Here is a 19,143-nt window from a genome sequence, read left to right as displayed (position 1 = left end):
ATGATTGACGCCCACACCTGGTACGTCACCGCGCCCGGGTGGGTCCGATCAGAGGCCAGGGGTGCGGTGTCGGAGATTGGAGTCCGATGGCCGCGGCGGAATCCCGTACGTCCCTACCTTTCGATTTCCTGCGTACGGTCATCGCACAGGCGTCCGACGACTCCCCGCCCACGCGCATGGCTGTCGAGGCGATACGCACAGCACCCCAGGGCACGGACCGGGACGGCCTGCTCATGGCCCTGCTCACGGGACCGCTCGCGCAGTCGGCACCCGAGTGGCTGTTGGCCACGGCGGTGGAGAGCGATCTGAATCGCGAACCGCAGCCGTACATGACGACCGACCGCATGGAGTTGACCCGCGTCGCCCTGTCGCACCCCGCCTGCCCGGACGCATACAGGGCACAGTTTCTACGGGAGTGCACTGAGGCGCGACTCGGTGTGCTTGGCCGGAGAGAGGGCGGGGCAGCGCTCATCCGCGCCGTCGTTGCTGAGCTCCACCGCCGCTCGGCAACGGGCCTGACCATCACCCCCGAGCTACTGACGGCTCCGACTCCCGCCCAGCTCGTACTCGGTGAACACGGCTTGCATGAGGACGTGTTCGTCGCAGCGCTCGACTGCCTCCCGTTCGGGCCGGACAAGCATGACGGCGAAGAAGACGTCGAAGCGTGGATGGAGCGCCACCGTGCCGCATCCGACGCTTGGGACAACATGTGGTCCGGCATCCTCCGGGCGCAGACGGAGCATCACCGCACCCTGCTGGCCTGGTCCGCGCGGCACCCCGCCGCCGATCGCGTGGTGTGCGAGCACCTGCTGGGCTCCTTGCCGTGGCACGTCGAACCGGCCTTGTTGGAGGAAGTCGCCGCACACGACCTGGAGTACTTCGGTCGAGCGGTCCTCCTCACCCGGATCTCCCGGTCCTGCCGGGACGGGCTGACGCCCGCGCAGGCACGGGAGCGCTACGCCGAGGAGCTGGCGGCTGCGTCCCAGGAGGAGCGGGACTACGTGGAGCGATTCCTCGACGAGGAGATGCAGTCCGGGTACCTCCAGACCATGGCCTGCCGCTCCGCTGTCGCCTGGGTGGAGCGCGCAAGCAGGCAAACCTGGCGGTTCCTCCTCAACCCCAGCGAGGCCCGGCGTCTCGGACGGCCCCAGGAATGGCGGGCGTCCGAAGAACTCGTCGCCGCCCTCGGCACCCGGTTCGCGACCATCTCCCTTACTGCCTTGAGCCTCTGGGAGCCGGACCCCGATTCGCGCTATCCGGTCGTGCGTGATCTCGGCTGGTTGCACGCACTCCTCGTGCATCTCCCCGAAGTCCCGGACGAGGCGCGGCAGAAAGCACGTCTCGTAGTGCAGGAAACCCGGAGGGCCCTGTCCGCCCGGTCCGGTGCGCACGGCTACTCCTCCTCCGGCCATTCCGCGTGGGAGGAGAACCGACGGGCCAATGAACTGATCGCCACCATCATGCCGCTCATCACCGATCCCGTCCCCGCCTTGCCGGGCCGACGCACGGCCTCCCTCGGCGACCCGCAGGACATCGGTTTCAAGAAGCTGGCGGACGCCGACGAGAACGTTCTCAGCGCCTACCTCGACCGGCACACGGGCAACGACACGCTCGTCGAGGAGGCCCTGCTTTCCTTCGCCGCCGGCTCCTACCGGAAGTCCCTCACCTTCGACGATGTACTGGCCCGCCACTCCGTCCCACAGCACACACTGCTCGATCTAACGCTGCACCTGCGTAGGCGCCTGGGCGGCGGACCAGACCTTCGTGGGCGCTGGGCCCAGATCATGCTGGCCCGGCCCGAGTGCCCTGCGGAGTTGCTCCGGCTGCTGCCTGCCTGGTCAGCGCTGAAGGCCCGTGGCCGTCGCTACGACACCACTCATCCCGCAGTCGCCGCCTACGTCACCCAGGCGCTCGGAGACCGTGACGAGGCGTGGCAACGGTTCGCGGCAAGCCCCATGTCGCACGCCGGCCCGGGCGCCTGGCATCGGCTCGGGGATCTCCTCGACGCGGCAGTTGAGGGGACCGCGTGGCCGACGCCTCCGCAGGGACGATGACAGGAGCCATGTTGATCGGTCTTAGTTTCGTGGGCATGATCCCCGAGTGCCTCGCCAAGTACATGAAGAACGTCAACGGCGATGTCCGGACGAGTGGCTCCTCGGGAGCCATCTGGGAGCCGACCCGCTCCCCGAGCCCCTTCGAGGCCACCCGAGACCACGACAGTCCGACCCTCTGACCAGGTAAAACATCATCCGTGCAGGCAAAATCAGCACCCGAACCTCATTCGGGAGCAAGCGGTCCAGGAGCAAAGTGTGACGCTCTCGCGCATCGCCAGTCACCGCAACAGGCAGTAGGGGCACCCCCTCGATTGCGAGGGGGCGCCCCTACTGCCTGGACGCTGAGCCCGCTGCGACCGTACCGTTCACCACTACCTTGGAGAGACTGCGGTGGTCGTACTCCGGCCTAACCGCCCCTGCCAGAGACACCCAGTTCTATGGCGCAGAGCAGCCGTCTACCGCCATGCTGGACCAATCATGCCGCCGCGCTCATCAGGGGGAGGCCAGCGTGGAGTGGTGGACAGCTTGCTTATGGGGGCTCGCGGGGTCCGCTGCGGTCGAGGCTCTGGAGCTGTATCGCGCGATACAGCGTGTGAAGGGCTTCCCGTGGAGGATGCCTGACGAGGTTCCGTTCGCCCCGTACCTAGTCGCGGTGGTCATACGGAACGCTCTCGGCGCCGGCCTAGCCGCAGCTTTCGGAAGCTCAGGTCAGATCGCGGGACCGCTGGGAGCTATCGCGGTTGGCGTGGCTGCCCCAAAGATAGTTGAGCAGCTCTTGCGGCAGGGACTCTCTCATCCAGCCGTCGAGCCTGTACCAAACCAGGTCACTCCGATGCCCCTAACACCAGCGGATCCAAACTCATCCGCTACCTCCCCAGCTCAGCCCACGCCCCCGATTGGAGGAGAGGCGGGTGTCGCCTAAGACCTTCGTTCGTCAAGTGCTCACTGCGCTTGCCCGCGAGACCGACGCCTTTCGCCCCAGCACGCAAGGGGTACGTCCGGGCGGCTCGGCTACCCAAGTCGTCGCTGCGCTTGCCCGCGTTCCAGTCGCGGTGCTTCCTGAACCAGCCCCACCCGCCAATGACTCCGGCGGAACGCCACCTCAGGACGACACCGAACAGATCAACGGATCGACGAGCGTTGACCACCCCTCGAGTGAGCAGGGTACGCATCCGCGGGTGCAGGTTGGTCTGTCAGGTCCTCCCCTCCCACAACCACGTAGGCCCAAAGGGGCAACGGTCCGAATGCTGTCAGTGGGAGAGGTCGCTACCAGGCTTGGCGTAACCAGTGGGGCCGTTTACCGGATGATCCGCCGCGGGAAGCTTCCTGCGGTCCACATGAGCGGGGGTATACGAGCTATCCCTGAAGCCGCTGTCGACAAGATGGCAATGGAGATGGACAGGCACTCAGACACGGCGTGATACCCATGTGGTGGTCCCATCTGGCCGGGGAAACGGCGGCTTACGAGGCGCACTATCCGGGGACCAAACAGGGGGCCAAAACGGTGCAGTCGCAAGAGGACGGCCCCGGACAGTAGTGGACTGCGTTGGAGCCGAACGAGCAGCCCTGATAGCTTGGTTGCTACGTCACGAGGGCCCTTGACCGCGTTCGGGACGAAGAGGTCCAACCGTCTGCGTCTGTATGTACATGCCAGACTTCCGCGCAGGGACCTAGGCAACCACCTCGCCGGGGGACCACCATGTCAACATCGTTTGCGGGTTTCCTGCTGCCGCTGCTGATTCTGGTCGGAACACTCTGGCTCGCCTGTGTTGTTCTCGGCCTACATGGCCTACTTCTCGGACGTATGCCGGGCCGATGGCTACAGCGCCACGCTCGACAGCCGAGACTTTGGGGAGCGGGCGCTCTACTCGTTGCAGGCGGGGGGTTCGAGCATCCATCGTTGACAGTGGTCGGAATCGGCCTTGTCGCCTTGGGTCATGTAATGAAGCCAACTTCCTGACGATCTGAAGTCAGGCGACGCGTGCCAGATGCATGCCAGGTCATGCGGGGAACCACGGGTAAGAGCGGGGAACACCATCGACCGTCCACCAGGCGTCCGCGCCCTCCGTCGCAGGTCAGGACCGGAGCGAACCGTAGGTACCCTCAGCTTCCCAAGCTGAGGGCTCAGGCACCGTTGTCACGGTCCGGCCAGCGCGGCTTGCTCTGGTCGACGGCACGGCAGCGCGGCTGAGGCCGATGGGGGTGCAGCGAGACACACGCGCGCCTGATCGGTCGGCGCATCCGCCGTCGTGGCTGACTGTCGTCGGCTGAGGCACAGGCAAACCGGTGTCCAACTCTGCGCAGACGTCTCCGGTCACCCACCTGCGGTCGGCGCGGCAGGGCTGTGCATCCTGGGCACCATGACGAACCCCGAAGGCACGTACGTGAAGGTGCACTTCCGGCTTGAGATCGAGGACGACTGGCCCCCGGCCTCGGTGGAGAGTCTGTGGGCCGTCGACCAGGGCGACGGCACCGTACGGCTCGACAACATCCCTTGGTTCGTGCGAGGCATCGCCTGCGGGGACGTCGTGGCCACCGAGCCCGACGAGGAGGGCGTGCGGTGGGCCGGCGAGGTGGTTCGGCGTTCCGAGAACTGCACCATCCGCCTCATCGTGCTCCGTGGCGGCGGCTCTGGAGCTGCCCGGCAGAGCGTACTCAACGCCTTTCACGAACTCGGCGTCTGTGGCGAGGGCATAGAACGCTTCCGCATGGTCGCCCTGGACGTCCCACCCACCGCCGATCTCGCCAAGGTGCAACGATTGCTCAACCACGGTGCGGCCAAGGAGTGGTGGGACATGGAACAGGGCTGCATCACCGCGCAGTGGCGGGCTGCCTCCGTCACCTGAGGCCGTTCATGTGATCCACGGCTGGGCCGTCCCTGGGCCGTCCGGGGTCGCTCGACAGCGGCCAATGACGACCACCAGGCGCACGGGCGCATCGCTCCCAAGCAGGGAAAACGCAGGTCACCAAGATCCGCGGTAGGACCCAGGGCAGGAAGACGGAGCCTTCGTGCCTCCAGTGGTCCTCGTTCGGCGACGCACGGCACGTGACTGTCGGGAGGGGCCGGGCGGCAAGGGGTCATCGTCGCCGCCAAGGTCTCTGGCGCGGTTCTTGGATAGGGGCAATTCCCGGGGTTCGGGGGCGAGATGCCCTCTTCCAACTGCCCCAGGCCCCCCACGAGAACCAGGCACTGACGACTAGGCCGCGGATGATGTTTGGGGCATCGTGTCCGTTTACGGCGCTGAGCAAGCCGCCGATGGCCCCGACGATGAGGAGCAGGGCAAGGAAGGACCAGATCGCGATCTTCATGTCGGGGAACGGTATCCGGCCCGCGCCGGACCTCCGGGCGTAGGGGGCAACACCCCGCCCCAGGGGTCACCGTCGTTCTTCCGCCGTGTTCGCCAGCCGACGCGCTGTTGGCGATGCCCAGCGAACCGAGCCTCCGATCGCGTACTGGCCCAGCTCAGCGCAGCCGAGTACGACCAGGCGGAGCGGCGCCGCAATGAGTGCCGCGGTACAGCAGCGGAGTACAGCGGCGTGGACGGCGGTGGTGTCGGCCGAGTGCTCCGAGCTCGGTGTCGGCTCGTCCCCTACCGGGCGGCGCTGGGCCGGCCGGCCCTACAGCCCGCAGGCGGATGCGGCGACGGTGGCACCGTTCCGGGCCGACGGCATGGTGGTGCTCGCGCCGGTCACTTCCGTTCCAGTGCGGCCAGCCGCAGCTCAAGCTGGTCGACCCGGTGCCGTAGCAGGGTTACTTGGGCTTCGAGGCTGACTTCCCGTTCCGCCCTGCGCTGGATGCGCGGTGACGCGGCGGCGCGCTCGATCACCGCGTCCAGCTGGACCAGGCGCTGCGGCCCGTTCGGGCCGTCCACCAGCCGGGACCGGATCTCGCCGTTGCGGTACCAGGAGCGCAGGGCCGAGCGGGAAACGCCGGTCTCGGCTTCCGCCTTGGCCAGCGTGACCCAGGGTGTCCCGTCCAGCTGCTCGAACAGCTCCAGCTCATTCTGCCAGCGCGCGAGCCGGTCCTCCCAGTCCGCCGGTGTCTCCATCACACCCTCCCTTCAGCATGGTGACCCTATTAATAACAGTGTATTGACATGGTTGGGAACATGGAGACATGCCATTCGAAAAGTTCACGGTGGAAGCCCGCAAGGTGGTCGTCACGGCTCAGGAGGAGGCGAGGCTGCTCAAGCACCACCACATCGGCACGGAGCACATCCTGTTGGGGCTGCTCGACGCACCGGACACCACGGCGGCGAAAGTGCTGCACCGGCTCGGGTACGACAAGGAGACGGCGCAGGGCGATATCGCGGCGGTGGTCAAGCCCGGCACACAGGAGCTGAGCGGCCATATCCCGTTCGCGCCGCGCGCGAAGAAGACGCTGGACCTCGCCCTGCGCGAGGCGCAGCAGCTGCACCACACCTACATCGGTACGGAACACATCCTGCTCGCGCTGGTCAGGGAAGGTGAGGGCGTCGGCGCGAAGGTGCTTGCCGAGCGGATCGATCCGATCAGCAAGATCCGTGCCGCGGTGCTGGCATCAGTGGAGGGCTCGCAGGACGTCGCGGCCGGCCCATGGCCGGCCGGCACACCTGCCACCGAGAACACCGTGTCCGCCGCCAGCGCGCTGGCCGGTGGCGCACCGGTCGGCAGCCATCACCTGCTCGAGGCGATGCTGCGGGCGGAGAACAGCATGGCGGCCAGGGTGCTGCGCGAGCTCGGGGTCGACCCGGACGCGGTCGCCGCCAAGATCGACGAACTGGATCCGGAGACGACCACGGACGCGAACCCGGAGGAGGCCGCCGCGCGCAGGATGGAAATCCGGCTGGTCGACGATGAGGTGCACCTGATCCTGCGGGACCCGACAACGGTCTCGATCGCCAGGAAGGTCACCGCGCTGTCCGCCGGCCCGATCCAGGGCGTGGGGCCGGTGGCCGGTATGTTCGTCCCGCTCTGGCGGTCGACCAACCAGCTGCTGCTGCAGATCCAGCGCGTGCTGGAACCGGAGCCGGGGGACGAGGACGGATCCGCCGCGAGCAACGTGGCCAAGGTCGTGCGCACGGTCCTCGCGCCCCGGCTTCGCCGGTGAACCGGCTGATCAGCGGTCCGGAAACTGTCGGTGGGGCAGGCGAGTCCGGGATCGCGTTCGGCGCCCCGCCGGTGGTGGCCCGCGCGCATCACGGGTCGGTCTCCCGCGAGCGGGCAATCCGGTGAATCGGAGGGCAACCATGACCGTCACCATCGTCGGAGCGGGCTTGGGCGGCCTGGCCCTTGCCCGTGTGCTGCACCTGAACGGCATCGACGCCGTCGTGTACGAACGGGAGTCGTCGCGCCGCGCACGCGGTCAGGGCGGCATGCTTGATCTGCACTCCGGGACCGGGCAGCGGGCGTTGCGCGAGGCCGGCCTGATCGGCCAGTTCCACGCGATTGCCCGTCGTGAAGGCCAGGACCTGCGACTTCTCGAGCCGGACGGCACCCTGCTGCTGCAGGAGGACACGCCCGACGACGCTCCGCTCGAGCGACCTGAGGTCGACCGTGCCGATCTGCGCGACCTGCTGCTGGACTCTCTCCCCGAACACGCGGTGCGCTGGGGGCATGCGCTCGAATCCGCCGACAAGGGCCTGCTGCGCTTCGCCGACGGCAGCGGTGCGACGTACGACCTGCTGGTCGGCGCCGACGGCGCGGACTCCCGGGTCCGCCCGCTGCTCACCGACGCCCGCCCGGCGCACACCGGCCAGAACGTCGTCGAGATCGGAATTCCCGACATCGACCGCACCCACCCCGACCTCGCGGCGATGGTGGGGCGCGGCAACTACTGGGTGCTCGGCAACGGACAATCCCTGTCGGCGCAGCGCAACGGCGACGGCCGCGTACGCATCGGCCTCAGTTTCTACAACACCGCCGAGGACTGGTTCGCGACCAGTGGGATCCCGTTCGGCGACCCAGCCGCCGCCCGGGCACGGCTGATCGACCTGTTCACCGGCTGGGACTCACGGTTCACCGCGCTGATCGCCGCCTGCGACGACACGGTGGTGCCGCGGTCGATCACCACTCTCCCGGTCGGCCTGACCTGGCCGTCGACGCCAGGCGTCACGCTGCTCGGCGATGCCGCGCACCTGATGCCGCCGGTGGGGCAGGGCGCCAACATGGCGCTGCTGGACGGCGCCCTGCTCGGCCTCGCGGTGGCCGCGCACCCGGACGACCTTCCCGCCGCCGTCGAAGAATACGAACGCGAGATGTTCGAGCGCACCAGCGCCGCCGGACGGCAGTCCGCCCATGTCCAGGAAATCCTGACGTCGCCGGATGCCAGTCGGAAAATGCTCGCGTTCTTCCAACCGGGCTGAAGGTGACCGCATACGACCGGGCAACCGGCCGCCCGGTCGGCCCCACTCGCCGTGCGGGCTCGGACCCAGCCCTAACCCACTCCTTCCCCGACGGGCACCGAAGCGCGGACAGGGGGTGCGACGTATGCCGCGGCGGACGGCGACGCCGTGGCGCCGGGTGCCATGGCGCCGGACGGCGTGGCGGCGGGTGCCATAGCGCCGGACGCCGTGGCGGCGGGTGCCGTGGTAGCGGCCGAGGGGGTGGCTGTCGGCGCCGTGCCGGTCGTCACCGAGATGCTGTCGCCGAGGCTGATCCGGGCGTAGAACCACTGTGCGTCCTCGGCGTCGAGGACGATCACACCGCCTCTGGCGTCGTATTCCCCCCGGGCCTCGATGTCCGGGGCGAAGGTGCCGACGTAGAGCGGGCCGCCCTCGCCGTCGCGCAGCTCGACCGCGTCGATGACGTTCACCGCGGTGGAGCCTTTGGAGGGCACGTCGGCGGCCAGCGCTATCCGGACCCGCTTCGCGACCACCGTCATCGGGGTCGTGTTCGTGGACCCGGGCAGGAGGTCGAAAGTCGAGAGGATCGGCATCACGCGGCCGCCGACCGTGAGGTCCCTCCCGGGCAGGTCGAGCGTGCCGGAGACGAGTGCCGGGGTGGCCGCCGACGGCGGGGCGGAAACCGGAGGTGTCGCGGCGGCGGTTCGAGGCCCGGCCGTGTGGTCCGGGTCCTCGCCGAGGCTCAGGGTCAGGGCGAAGCCCAGCAGCGCGAGGGCCGCGGTCCCCGCACCCAGGGTCGCGGCGGTCCGGCGGCGGCGCCTGCGGCGCATCGCCCGGGCACGTGTCGCGGGGCCGCCGACGACCGGAGCGGTCGCCCGGGTGGCGGCCAACTCACTTAGCGCGGCGGACAGTTCATCGGACACGGCGGCTCTCCTTCCGGACCGGCCGGTCGGCCTCGTCGACGCACCCGTCGGCCTCGTCGGCCTCGTCGTCCTCCGCAAGACGCTTCGCCAGCTCCGCCCGCCCCCGGAACAGCCTCGCCTTGACCGTCCCCACGGGCGCGCCGGTCTCGGAGGCTACCTGCTCCACACTCAGGTCGCACAAATGGTGCAGCACGATCGCCATCCGCTGAGCCGGGGGCAGTTCGCGCAGGGCGGCCACGAGGGCGGTGTGCTCGGGGCCGGGTCCCGGGGTGGAGTCGGGCGGCGGAGTGCGCCGTACGAGTTCCAGCCAGCGCCGCGCGCGCCGCCAGCGGCTCACCGCCAGCCGCATGGCCACCGTGCGGATCCACGCCTCGGGAGCGCTGTCCGACAGGAATTGCCGGCGCCGGTCCCAGGCCCGTACGAACGCTTCCTGAACGACGTCCTGGGCCTCGCCGTGGTCTCCGGTGAAGGCGTAGAGCTGTCCTGTCAGCCGGGGGAACGCAGTCGCGTAGAAGGCGTCGAACTCGTCCTCGGTCATGCCCCCACCGGAATCTCTGCCCTTTCCTTGCAACCTGGCCACCTCCGCCGTGCGTACAGGTCGCGTAGGTCGCGCCGGTCGCATCCAGCGAAGCGCAACCCCACCAGGAAGACGGCGCACACGGGTTCCAGGCTCCCTTTTCCCTGACGGTGTTGGCTCCCTGCCCGCTCAACCTACTTGCACGACCGAACGGTTGCCCGACCAGGACGGACGGCCCCATGCGTCCGGCCACGACCGAGTTCCCGAGCCGAAGGACCGCCCACGTGCCACCGCCCCCCGACGCACTCCCCCTCCCCGTTGTCCCCGCACTCCCCGTTCTCCCCGCAGGCCACGACTTCGCCACGTACGCCCGGACGCACTGGTCCCGGCTGGTCGTGACCGCTCGGCTGCTCACCGACGACCCCGGTGCCGCGGAGGAACTGGCGCGGAGAACGCTGGTGCGGATGTGCGCGCGGTGGCGACGTGTTCCGCGCAACGACGTGGATTTCCATGTGCGGCGCTGTCTGGTGCGCAACCACCTGCGCCGGCTGCGCGGACGGCGGGCCGCGCGCCGACGGGCCGTTGTGGTGCTGCGGGTCTGGGAGGGGCTGGCGGACGCGGAGATCGCCCAGTTGCTGGGCTGCTCGGTGGGGGCGGTGCGTGCCCATGCCAGGCACGGCCTGAAGGAGGCCGGCGCCGAACCCGGGCAGCTGGGCGAGGTGTTCACCCGTGCCGCCCGGGACATCGTCCCGTCCGAGGTACCGCTGGCCGGCCTCCAGGCAGGGGGCCGCATCCGGCGACGACGCCGCCTCGCCGTGGTCTCGGCCGCCTGCGCGGCGCTGCTCGCGCCCGTCGCCCTCCTCGCCGCCGACCGTCTCGGGGGTGACGGTGCGCAGGACGGGACCTCCGGCGCCCGGACAGAGGACGGCGGTCGTCAGGCCACGAGCCCGATCCGGGTCGTGGCACCGGGCGAGCGGGTGACCGCCGGGACGGGGGTACGGATGTGGCTGACCGCCGACGGCGGGCACTGGTCGGTGCCCGTGAACCTCCGCGGGGACGACGCCGGCCACCCAGTCGACGAACCGGGAGTATCCCTGCGCATGGACAGCGTGAACGGCGGGTTCTTCCTGTCGGGCCTCTTCCACGGCCTGAGCGGCGAGCCGGGCCGCGTCGAGGTGAGAACCGGCGACGGCGGCAGGACCACCGCGAAGGTCCTCGTCCTGGCGGGCAGTCCGGGGTGGGGCATCTGGTACGCGAGCACGCCACTGCCCGGGAAGAACGTGGAGGCGCTTTTCTCCCTGGGCGGGGACGATCGGATCGTCACGGTGTACGACGCCTCGGGCAGGGTCGCCGCACGGTCGGACCGCGAGTGGTGGCGGATATGAACGTGATCGGGGATGGGGATGGGGACCGGAACGGAAAAGGGACCGGGGATGGGGATGGGAACCGGAACGGGAAAGGGACCGGGGACCGGAACGGGAAAGGGACCGGGGACCGGAACGGGGACCGGAACGGGAAGGGGGCCGGGAACCGGGACGGGGACGGGCCGGGCAGGCTGCCGCGACCGGCGCGCGCGGCTCGGCGACCGAGGAAGGGGATGCTGTCGGAGCGCCGGCACCGCGAGCGCGCGCCGCTGCGGATCCGGTTCCGGCGCAACCGGGGCCGACGGCTTCGCCGGCTGTTCTACGCCTTCCTGACGCTGCTCGCGGCGCTGTGTGCGGCGGCCGTCGTGGCGTACCACCTGACGTCGATTCCGAAGCCACACCCCGAGACCGTCACCCAGAGCACCGTGTTCCTCGACTCGGACGGCGCCTATCTGGGCCGGCGCGGACCGGTCGACCGGCAGGACGTCCCCTTGTCCGCGGTCCCCCGGCATGTGCAGGACGCGGTGATCGCCGCGGAGAACCGCTCCTTCCGCACGGACAGCGGGATCTCGCCGCGGGCCATCACCCGGGCCATGCTGGCGACGCTGACGGGCGGCGACCCGCAGGGCGGCTCCACCATCACCCAGCAGTACGTGAAGAACGCGCTGCTGAGCCCGGAACACTCGCTGGCCCGCAAGGCGCGCGAGGCGCTCATCGCGATCAAGCTGGACCGCACCCGCACCAAGGACGAGATCCTCGAGGGCTATCTCGACACCGTGTACTTCGGGCGGGGTGCCGCCGGGATCCAGTCCGCCGCGCGCAACTACTTCGGCGTGGACGCGAAGAGCCTGACGGTCGCGCAGGGCGCCGCGCTGGCGTCCATCGTCAACATCCCCTCGTACTACGAGAAGGCGGGCTCCGATCCTGAGGTGACCGCGAAGCTGGAGAACCGCTGGGAGTGGGTGCTCGACGCGATGGCCGCGAGCGGGAGCATCACGGCGAAGCAGCGGGCCGCGGCGCGTTTCCCGGCGTTCCGGTTCTATCCGCCGGGCGAGACAGAGGGGCAGCGGCAGTATCTGATCGACGTCGCCGCGAAAGAGGCCGCCGACCGGCTCGGCATCACCGAGGACCGGCTCGCGAGCGGCGGCTACAGCGTGACGACCACCTTCGACCTGGCGCTGCAGGACAGCGCCACACAACTGGTGCAGGAGCATCCCGGGGGCAAAGGCGTGCGGGTGCACACCGCCGTCGTGGGCATGGTGCCCGGCGACGGAGCGGTGCGGCTGCTGTACGGGGGCTCGGACTATGCGCGGCAGTCGTTCAACGACGCGGTGAGCGGGGCGGTGGAGGCGGGGACGGCCCTGGACCCGTTCAGCGAGGTGGGGCGTGTGGGCGAGCCACTGGGCAAGCTGCTGAAGACGGCGGCGCCGACCCCGCTGAACCTGGCATCGGCGTACGCGACGGTGGCGGCGGACGGCAGGTACGCCACCCCGTACACCGTCGCACGCATCACACGGGAGGGCCGCACCGTCTACCGGGCGCGTCCCGATGTGCGGCGGGTCCTGGACGAGGAGGAGGCGCTGGTGGCGGGCGGGCGATCGGGGGCCGGACCGACGCCCGTCGCCGTCGACGTCGCCTCGGGCTCGGCGGAGGCGAAGGGTTTCGCCGTCGCCGGGGCGGGCGGCGGGATCACCCGGCGGACCGTGTGGACCACCGGGTACGACGGCCGACTCGCCCTGACCGTGGCGCTGTTCGCAGACCGGGCAGGCAGCAGGAAGGGCACGACGGTGCCCGCGCAGCTGCCGAACGAGCCGACGCCGACGGAGTTCGCGCGGAGGGTGGCGGCGAGCATCTGGGATGCTGCCACGAAGGGCGGGTCGAAGAGTGCCGCGGAGCGTGACGAGGCGAACTGACGTGGCGAACCGACGCGTGACGAGGCGAACTGACGCGGCGAACCGACGCGTGACGAGGCGAACTGACGCGGCGAACCGACGTGGCGAACCGACGCGGAGAGTGGCGGCGGGCAGCGCATGGGCGGTGGGCCGCTGTCGGCGGGACCGGGCAGCCGCTCCGGGCGGATTGCTTCTGTGAAGCTCGATCCGTGTCGCCGGTGGCCCTCCGGCGTCGCAAGGGCGGCTGTTCGGGTGCGGGCGGTCGGGGACACGGGTGTCGTGCGTCCCAGCGGTCGCCGAGGCTCCTCGGGGGCGTGTGCCGCTGCCGTTGCGGGAGGGTGAACCGGGAGACGCGGTTGCTTCAACGTGGCTTTTATTGCAGGTAAGTTGTGTTGTTCTCGGGCTGCGTGACGGTTCGTGAGGGCGTGGCCGAGACCCTATGCTGGCCCCGGCGAAACGTCGGCCGGCCACGGCCGGGACGGTGGCGAGGTGGCCCCGCGTTCGCCGTTCCCGTTGTCTTGTTCGTGAAGGGTTGTTCTGTCATGGCTTACCGCTCGCGTGTCCGCTCCATGTTCGTCGCCACGGCTCTGGTGGCGGGAGTGTTCTCGCTGACGGCCTGCCAGGAGGACGACGGGGCCGCGGCGTCGGACGCGGCCGGCTCGGCGAAGAGCAGTGCTACGGCAGGCGCCTCCGATGCCGCCTCGACCCCGGCGGCGGACCCGACCGGCTCGCCGGCCGGCGACTCTGCGGCGGGCGACTCCGACAACGCTTCGCCCGGTGGTTCGAAGCAGGACAGCACCCCGGCCCCCACGAAGGACACCGGGGAAGGCGACGTCACGACGGGCAAGGGCGAGGGCGTGAGCGGCACCTGGCTGGGCACGGTGTCCTACCTGGCCCCGGGGAAGTACACCGTGTCGGACATGAAGGACACCGAGCAGCAGTTCTGGCTGGCCGAGGACACGAAGATCATCGGGGCGGGCACCATGTGCGCGGCCGGCACGCGGTGCACCGAGGCGAAGCTGGAGGCCGCCGCGAAGGGCGGGAAGCTGGCGGCCACGGTGGTGGTCACCGACGGGATCGCCACCACCATCACCGAGGAGCCGTAGGACCGACGGGTCCCCCCATGCGACCCGCCACGCAGGCGGGGCTCACTTCCCGGCCGGCGTCCAGGGCACCCCGCAGCGGAGGCGGGCGACGGCGGCGAGTGCCGCGACTGCTCCGGCGACCAGCAGGGGGTGCCCGACCAGCCATGTCTGGACGCCCTCGAACGGGTCGCCGGCGGTCAGCGTCGCGCGTTCGAGCATCCAGGACACCGAGAACACGAGCCCGATGACGGCCACCCCGATGCGGAACGCGGGGTAGACGGTCGTGCGGGCCAGCACGACCAGGGACGGCATCATCAGGGCGACGACGAGCAACTGGGTCAGTTCGATGCCCAGGTTGAAGCCCAGCAGCGTGGTCACGAGCGATCCTCGGTCGAGGCCGAGGTCGCCGATGAGCGAGGCGAACGCGAGGCCGTGGACGAGCCCGAAGCCCGCGGCGATGAGCACCTCGCCGCGGGCCACCAGAGGCCGTATCGCATGGACCGCGGACACCGCGATCGAGAAGGCGATGAGCGTCTCGACCGGCCTTGACGGTACGTGGACCACTCCCGAGGCCGCCAGGGCGAGGGTGAGCGAGTGGCCCGCGGCGAACGCCGACACGACGTGCACGACGCGTACGAGACCGCGGCGCGGCGACGTGTCTCCGGTGCGCCATCGGCCGCCGGCCGCCACCAGCGGGGCGGGGATGAGCAGCATCAGCAGGAACAGCAGGTGGTCGGCGCCCTCTCCGACGTGCTCGATGCCCAGCTGCGCGGTGGTGGCGAAGCCCTTCAGCCAGGAACCCTCGTCGACCGGGACTCGTAGGCTCTGGGTGTCCCAGTCGAGGACGCCGAGTGTCTCGGCGTCGTCCGTCCTGAGGATGCCGCGGCCGAAGTCGTACCGGACGGTGGCGATGACCTTGTGGGTGAGGAGTTCCTCGACGATGACGTCGTAGCGCAGACGGAAGTCGGTGACCTGTCCGTCCGGCGGACTGATGGTGAGCGGGTAGACGAGGTGCGCCGTCCCGTCGATCGTCCGCACCGACCCCGTGCCGAGCACCACGGCCCAGGAGTCGCCGTCCTCGCCGACGGCGCTGATGTGCCGCGCCGTATAGCGCTTGAGGAAGGACCTGTCCTCGCCGAGCACGCTGGTGGGGGTGAGGTCGCGGGCGACGGCGATCGCCAGGCGGTCGACGGGCAGCTGCACCTCGCCCTCGACCCGGTCGTCACGGATGTCGAGCAGGACGGCCGAGGTGCTCATCGGGTGGGCGCCGGCCGGCGACGCGAGGCCGCCGACCAGCAGGAACGCCGCGAGCAGCAGGGCGGAGAAGAGACGGCGCACGGATGTCATTCCCAGCCGTAGTCGGAGGTCTCGTCCCGGAAGATCGTGTGCTGGTGGATCTCGTCGGTCGAGGCGCCGGGCTGGTTGGAGAACTCGATCCAGGCGGACGGCCCGTCGAGACGGACGTACGTCTGGTCGTTGTCGATGGTGGTTCCGCCGCTCCACCCGATGTACGTCTCGTCGTACTCGGAGACGTACTTGGCCAGGAGCCGCGCCGCGGCCTTCTCGTCCAGGTCGTCGACCCAGGTGCGCAGCATCGCGGTGACCTTGGCCTGCTGCTTCTTGGTGAGGCTGCCGACGAGGACGCCCTCGGGTTCGGTCGGGAAGGGGCCGTCGTTGCCCGGGCCGAGGTAGAGGTCGTCGAAGCTGCCGTCGATCTCGGCGGCGGCCAGTTCGTCGGCGGTGAGCGACTGGACGGCGCCGACCGTGGCGGCCCGCTTGTCGGCGAGCGGGGCGTAGGCCTTGTCGTCCCAGATGAACTCCTCCGGCTCGACCGCGGTCAGGGTGGGTGACATGGTCACGTTGTTCCCGGCGTAGGTGATGTTGTATGCCGCGTGGTGGCCGCCGTACTGGACGGTGAACTCGCCGGTCCTGCTGGGCTGTCCGAAGAAGGAGATGTAGTACCACTCCGAGCCGAAGTTGGCACCGCCGCCACCGCCTCCGCCGCCCGGCCCGCCAACGGTCCCGTCGGTCGGTGCGCCGGAGGGCGGCGTCCGCGTGGCGGTGGGCGTGGCGGTGGGCGTGGCCGACGACCCGTCCCCCGTGTCCGACAGCGAGGCGAGGTAGTCGTCCGCCTTGCGGATCTCGACGAGCTCCTCGTAACCCTGCTTGCTGAGCGCGGCCTCCATGACCTTCATGGCCGCCGCGTCCTGCGCGTCGGTGAGGTCGCCCAGCTTCAGGCCGTTGCGCTCGACGACGGGTGTCGGGAAGTTCGACCAGCCGGTCGTCTTCACCTCGTCGTCGAAGTCGTAGAGGACGGCGTCCTTCTGTTCGTCGGACAGCGTCGCGAGGAAGGCGCCTGCGGCCTTCACGACCTGGGCGGTGTTGGCGCCACCGGCTCCGGTGCGGGCCGCGGAGGCCGGGATCGCCTGCTTGGCGACCGCGGCCGAGGCGGACCCCGGGTCGAACGCGAGATAGCCGACCGTGCCGAGGACGACGCTGAGGCACGCGGCGAGCACCACGGGCCGGCGCAGAACGGGGCGGGTGTGGGAGGACATGGGACTCCTGTGGCGTGAGGGTGGTGGAGTTCTCCATCGTGGGAGAGCGGTCTCAGAGCGCGGCCGGAGCCAGTCCGGAATTGGATGAGAAGCGGCTCACAGGACGCTGTGCGACCATGCGCGCATGCCGGAGCGTGTCCTCGTCGCCGACGACGATCGTGCCGTCCGCGAAGCCGTCGAACGGGCGTTGGAGCTGGAGGGGTACGACGTCGTCACCGCACGTGACGGTGTGGAGGCCCTGGTCCTGGCCCGCAGGGACTGCTTCAGCGCGCTCGTCCTCGACGTGATGATGCCGCACATCGACGGGGTGGCCGTGTGCCGTGTGCTGCGCGCCGACGGTGACCGCACCCCCGTGCTGCTGCTCACCGCACGGGCCGGGATCTCCGACCGGGCGAACGGCCTGGACGCCGGCGCCGACGACTACCTGCCCAAACCCTTCGAAGTGCCCGAACTGCTCGCGCGTCTGCGGGCACTTCTGCGTCGGGCCGTGCTGACGGCGCCGCCCGCCACGCCGACCTCGCCGGCCGAGGAGAACGAGAAGGGCGAGAAGGGCGAGCGCCCGGTCGACGTCCTGCGGATGGCGTCCCTGCGGGTCTCCCCCGGCACGCGACGCGCCTGGTGGGGAGCGGCGGAGCTCCGGCTGACCAGAACCGAGTTCGACCTGCTGGAGCTGCTGGTGCGCGACGAGGGTCTCGTACTGGACCATGCGGCGATCTACCGGAGCGTCTGGGGTCCTGACGCCGGCGTGGACACGAAGAACCTCGCCGGGTACATCGGCTACCTGCGGCGCAAGCTCACCGATGCCGGAGCACCCGACCTGATCCGCACGGTACGCGGCGTGGGTTACGCGGCGCGGCGGCCATGAGCCTGCGCTCGCGGTTCGCGCTCGCCTTCGCCGCCGTCGGTGCCGCGGTGGCGGTGACGGTCGGTGCGCTGAGTTACCTCGCCGCCTCCGACAGCGTGTTCGCGGAGGTCGACCGGACGCTGCGGTCGACCACCGTGGCCCTGACCCGTGGCATGGAGAAACGCGAGGAGCAGACTCCGGCCGGCACAGCCGACACAGCCGACACGGCCAGGCGGAGCCCCGCAGGCCAGAACCCCGCCGGCCAGAACCCCGCCCCCTTTCCCGGGCTGGACCTGCCCGCCCCGGGGGGTGAAGCGGCACCGCAACCGGTCCTCCAGGCCGTGGCCCGGGACGGTACGCCCATCCGCCTGAGCGGCCCGCTGGAGAGGCTGCCGGTGTCCGACACCGCACGCGCCCTCGCCGCCTCCGGCCGGGCCGGGGAGTCGGACACCACCGAGATCGACGCGGGCGGCCACAGCTACCGCCTGCTGACGACCGCGCTCGGCGAGAGCCGGGGCGCCCTGCAAGTGGCGGTCCAGGTCGACCAGACCCGCGACGTGCTGGCCGGCATGGCACGCCAGATCGCGGCGGTCAGTCTGGCGGTCATGCTCGTCGCGGCGGCCGCGGGCCGGCTGCTCGCCGGACGCGTCACCCGACGTCTGGCCCGGCTGGCCGAAGTCGCCGAAGAGGTCAGCACGGACGGCCGGGTCACTCACGACGCCTCAGAACCGGTGGGCGGACGCGACGAGGTCGGACGGCTGTCCGCGTCCTTCAGCAGGATGCTCGGCCGCATGGTCGCCGCCCGCGAGGCCCAGGAACGGCTGGTGCACGACGCCGCCCACGAGCTGCGGACCCCGCTGACCAGCCTGCTGGCCAACGCCACCGTGCTGCACCGCGTCACCGAGCTGTCCCCCGACTCCCGCGACCGGCTCCTCGACGACGTCCAGAACGAGACACGCGAACTCGGTCACCTCGTCGACGAACTCGTCGAACTGGCACTGGCAGGCCGCCGCGGGGAGACCGAAGAACCCGTGGATCTGGCCGAGGTGGCACGCCGAGCCGCGCGGCGCGTGTACCGGCGCACCGGACGCCTGGTCCACGTGGACGCCGATGACTCCGTGGTACGCGGCAGCTCCCCGGGCCTCGAACGCGCGGTGGGCAATCTGCTGGAGAACGCCGCCAAGTTCGACGCCGACGGCGGCGAGCCCATCGAGGTGCACATCCGCCAAGGGGCGATCACCGTCCGCGACCGGGGGCCCGGCATCGCCGCCGAGGACAGCGGCCGGGTGTTCGACCGCTTCTACCGGGCCGACAGCGCTCGCGGTCTGCCCGGCTCCGGACTCGGCCTCGCCATCGTCCACGACGTCGCCGCGGCCCACGGCGGATCCGTGTCGGCGGGTACGCGGCCAGGCGGCGGCGCCGCGGTGGGCTTCACCGTGAGCCGATCACGTCTCCTGCCGGCCTCCCGCCCACGGACGAAGACCGCGACCGCGGACTGACCGCACTGCGTCACCGGCGCCACGCGGCGGCCCGGCCCGGCCTGCCCACGCCCGCGCTCCCGCATCCGGGAACGCCACCTCGGTCGA

The 19,143-nt window shown here is 70.4% G+C and carries 16 protein-coding genes; 11 read left to right on the top strand and 5 right to left on the bottom strand.

Annotated features, from left to right (window positions below; translation table 11 throughout):
- Positions 1–86: 86 nt before the first annotated feature.
- From ACFWBD_RS17610 to ACFWBD_RS17595, 4 genes are all read left to right on the top strand, one after another.
- The gene (locus ACFWBD_RS17610) at positions 87–2,054 is read left to right on the top strand and encodes a hypothetical protein (RefSeq protein WP_385667483.1); all 1,968 of its coding nucleotides are present in this window, start codon (positions 87–89) and stop codon (positions 2,052–2,054) included.
- Positions 2,055–2,062: 8 nt separating this feature from the next.
- Entirely contained in the window at positions 2,063–2,233 is a 171-nt protein-coding gene (locus tag ACFWBD_RS17605; RefSeq protein ID WP_385667482.1) for a hypothetical protein, read from the top strand.
- Between the two features lie 1,065 nt (positions 2,234–3,298).
- Positions 3,299–3,475 (top strand): excisionase family DNA-binding protein, encoded by a 177-nt coding sequence (locus ACFWBD_RS17600; RefSeq protein ID WP_385667481.1) that lies wholly within the window; start codon positions 3,299–3,301, stop codon positions 3,473–3,475.
- A 939-nt stretch (positions 3,476–4,414) separates the two neighbouring features.
- Positions 4,415–4,900, top strand: coding sequence for a DUF4265 domain-containing protein (locus ACFWBD_RS17595; protein ID WP_385667480.1), 486 nt, complete (start codon positions 4,415–4,417; stop codon positions 4,898–4,900).
- 843 nt (positions 4,901–5,743) lie between these two features.
- Here the strand turns inward: ACFWBD_RS17595 and ACFWBD_RS17590 are convergent.
- A complete protein-coding gene (locus tag ACFWBD_RS17590; protein ID WP_385667479.1) occupies positions 5,744–6,103 on the bottom strand; it encodes an excisionase in 360 nt (119 codons plus the stop codon).
- 68 nt (positions 6,104–6,171) lie between these two features.
- Here ACFWBD_RS17590 and ACFWBD_RS17585 point away from each other — a divergent pair, with 68 nt between their 5' ends.
- Positions 6,172–7,143, top strand: a complete 972-nt coding sequence (locus tag ACFWBD_RS17585) for a Clp protease N-terminal domain-containing protein (RefSeq protein WP_385667478.1) — start codon at positions 6,172–6,174, stop codon at positions 7,141–7,143.
- Between the two features lie 139 nt (positions 7,144–7,282).
- The gene (locus ACFWBD_RS17580; protein ID WP_385667477.1) at positions 7,283–8,398 is read left to right on the top strand and encodes an FAD-dependent oxidoreductase; all 1,116 of its coding nucleotides are present in this window, start codon (positions 7,283–7,285) and stop codon (positions 8,396–8,398) included.
- Between the two features lie 71 nt (positions 8,399–8,469).
- Here the strand turns inward: ACFWBD_RS17580 and ACFWBD_RS17575 are convergent, their stop codons facing one another.
- Both ACFWBD_RS17575 and ACFWBD_RS17570 read right to left on the bottom strand, forming a co-directional pair.
- Positions 8,470–9,300, bottom strand: coding sequence for a hypothetical protein (locus ACFWBD_RS17575; RefSeq protein WP_385667476.1), 831 nt, complete (start codon positions 9,298–9,300; stop codon positions 8,470–8,472).
- Positions 9,290–9,838, bottom strand: a complete 549-nt coding sequence (locus tag ACFWBD_RS17570; protein ID WP_385667475.1) for a SigE family RNA polymerase sigma factor — start codon at positions 9,836–9,838, stop codon at positions 9,290–9,292. Before ACFWBD_RS17570 ends, ACFWBD_RS17575 begins: the two co-directional genes overlap by 11 nt.
- A 263-nt stretch (positions 9,839–10,101) precedes the next feature.
- Here ACFWBD_RS17570 and ACFWBD_RS17565 point away from each other — a divergent pair, with 263 nt between their 5' ends.
- The 3 genes from ACFWBD_RS17565 to ACFWBD_RS17555 all read left to right on the top strand — a co-directional run bounded on the left by ACFWBD_RS17565 (position 10,102) and on the right by ACFWBD_RS17555 (position 14,179).
- Entirely contained in the window at positions 10,102–11,202 is a 1,101-nt protein-coding gene (locus ACFWBD_RS17565; RefSeq protein ID WP_385667474.1) for a sigma factor-like helix-turn-helix DNA-binding protein, read from the top strand.
- A gap of 212 nt (positions 11,203–11,414) precedes the next feature.
- Complete coding sequence (locus ACFWBD_RS17560; protein ID WP_385667473.1) at positions 11,415–13,094, top strand: transglycosylase domain-containing protein; 1,680 nt, start codon at positions 11,415–11,417, stop codon at positions 13,092–13,094.
- A gap of 521 nt (positions 13,095–13,615) precedes the next feature.
- On the top strand, positions 13,616–14,179 hold the full coding sequence (locus tag ACFWBD_RS17555; RefSeq protein ID WP_385667472.1) for a hypothetical protein: 564 nt from the start codon (positions 13,616–13,618) through the stop codon (positions 14,177–14,179).
- 42 nt (positions 14,180–14,221) lie between these two features.
- Here the strand turns inward: ACFWBD_RS17555 and ACFWBD_RS17550 are convergent, their stop codons facing one another.
- A complete protein-coding gene (locus ACFWBD_RS17550) occupies positions 14,222–15,505 on the bottom strand; it encodes a HupE/UreJ family protein (protein ID WP_385667471.1) in 1,284 nt (427 codons plus the stop codon).
- On the bottom strand, positions 15,502–16,713 hold the full coding sequence (locus ACFWBD_RS17545) for a DUF3500 domain-containing protein (RefSeq protein WP_385667470.1): 1,212 nt from the start codon (positions 16,711–16,713) through the stop codon (positions 15,502–15,504). Before ACFWBD_RS17545 ends, ACFWBD_RS17550 begins: the two co-directional genes overlap by 4 nt.
- Before the next feature lie 124 nt (positions 16,714–16,837).
- Here ACFWBD_RS17545 and ACFWBD_RS17540 point away from each other — a divergent pair, with 124 nt between their 5' ends.
- Both ACFWBD_RS17540 and ACFWBD_RS17535 read left to right on the top strand, forming a co-directional pair.
- Entirely contained in the window at positions 16,838–17,578 is a 741-nt protein-coding gene (locus ACFWBD_RS17540; protein ID WP_385667469.1) for a response regulator transcription factor, read from the top strand.
- Positions 17,575–19,056 carry an ATP-binding protein gene (locus tag ACFWBD_RS17535; RefSeq protein ID WP_385667468.1) on the top strand — a complete coding sequence of 494 codons (1,482 nt, stop codon included), beginning with the start codon at positions 17,575–17,577 and terminating at the stop codon, positions 19,054–19,056. The genes ACFWBD_RS17540 and ACFWBD_RS17535 overlap by 4 nt, the downstream gene beginning before the upstream one ends.
- Positions 19,057–19,143 lie beyond the last annotated feature (87 nt).

It is taken from the genome of Streptomyces sp. NPDC060002 (assembly GCF_042737245.1).
In the GTDB taxonomy this organism is placed as follows: Bacteria; Actinomycetota; Actinomycetes; order Streptomycetales; family Streptomycetaceae; genus Streptomyces.
The sequence above is the reverse complement of the archived record's forward strand: the minus strand, read 5'-3'. Positions and strand labels throughout refer to the sequence as shown.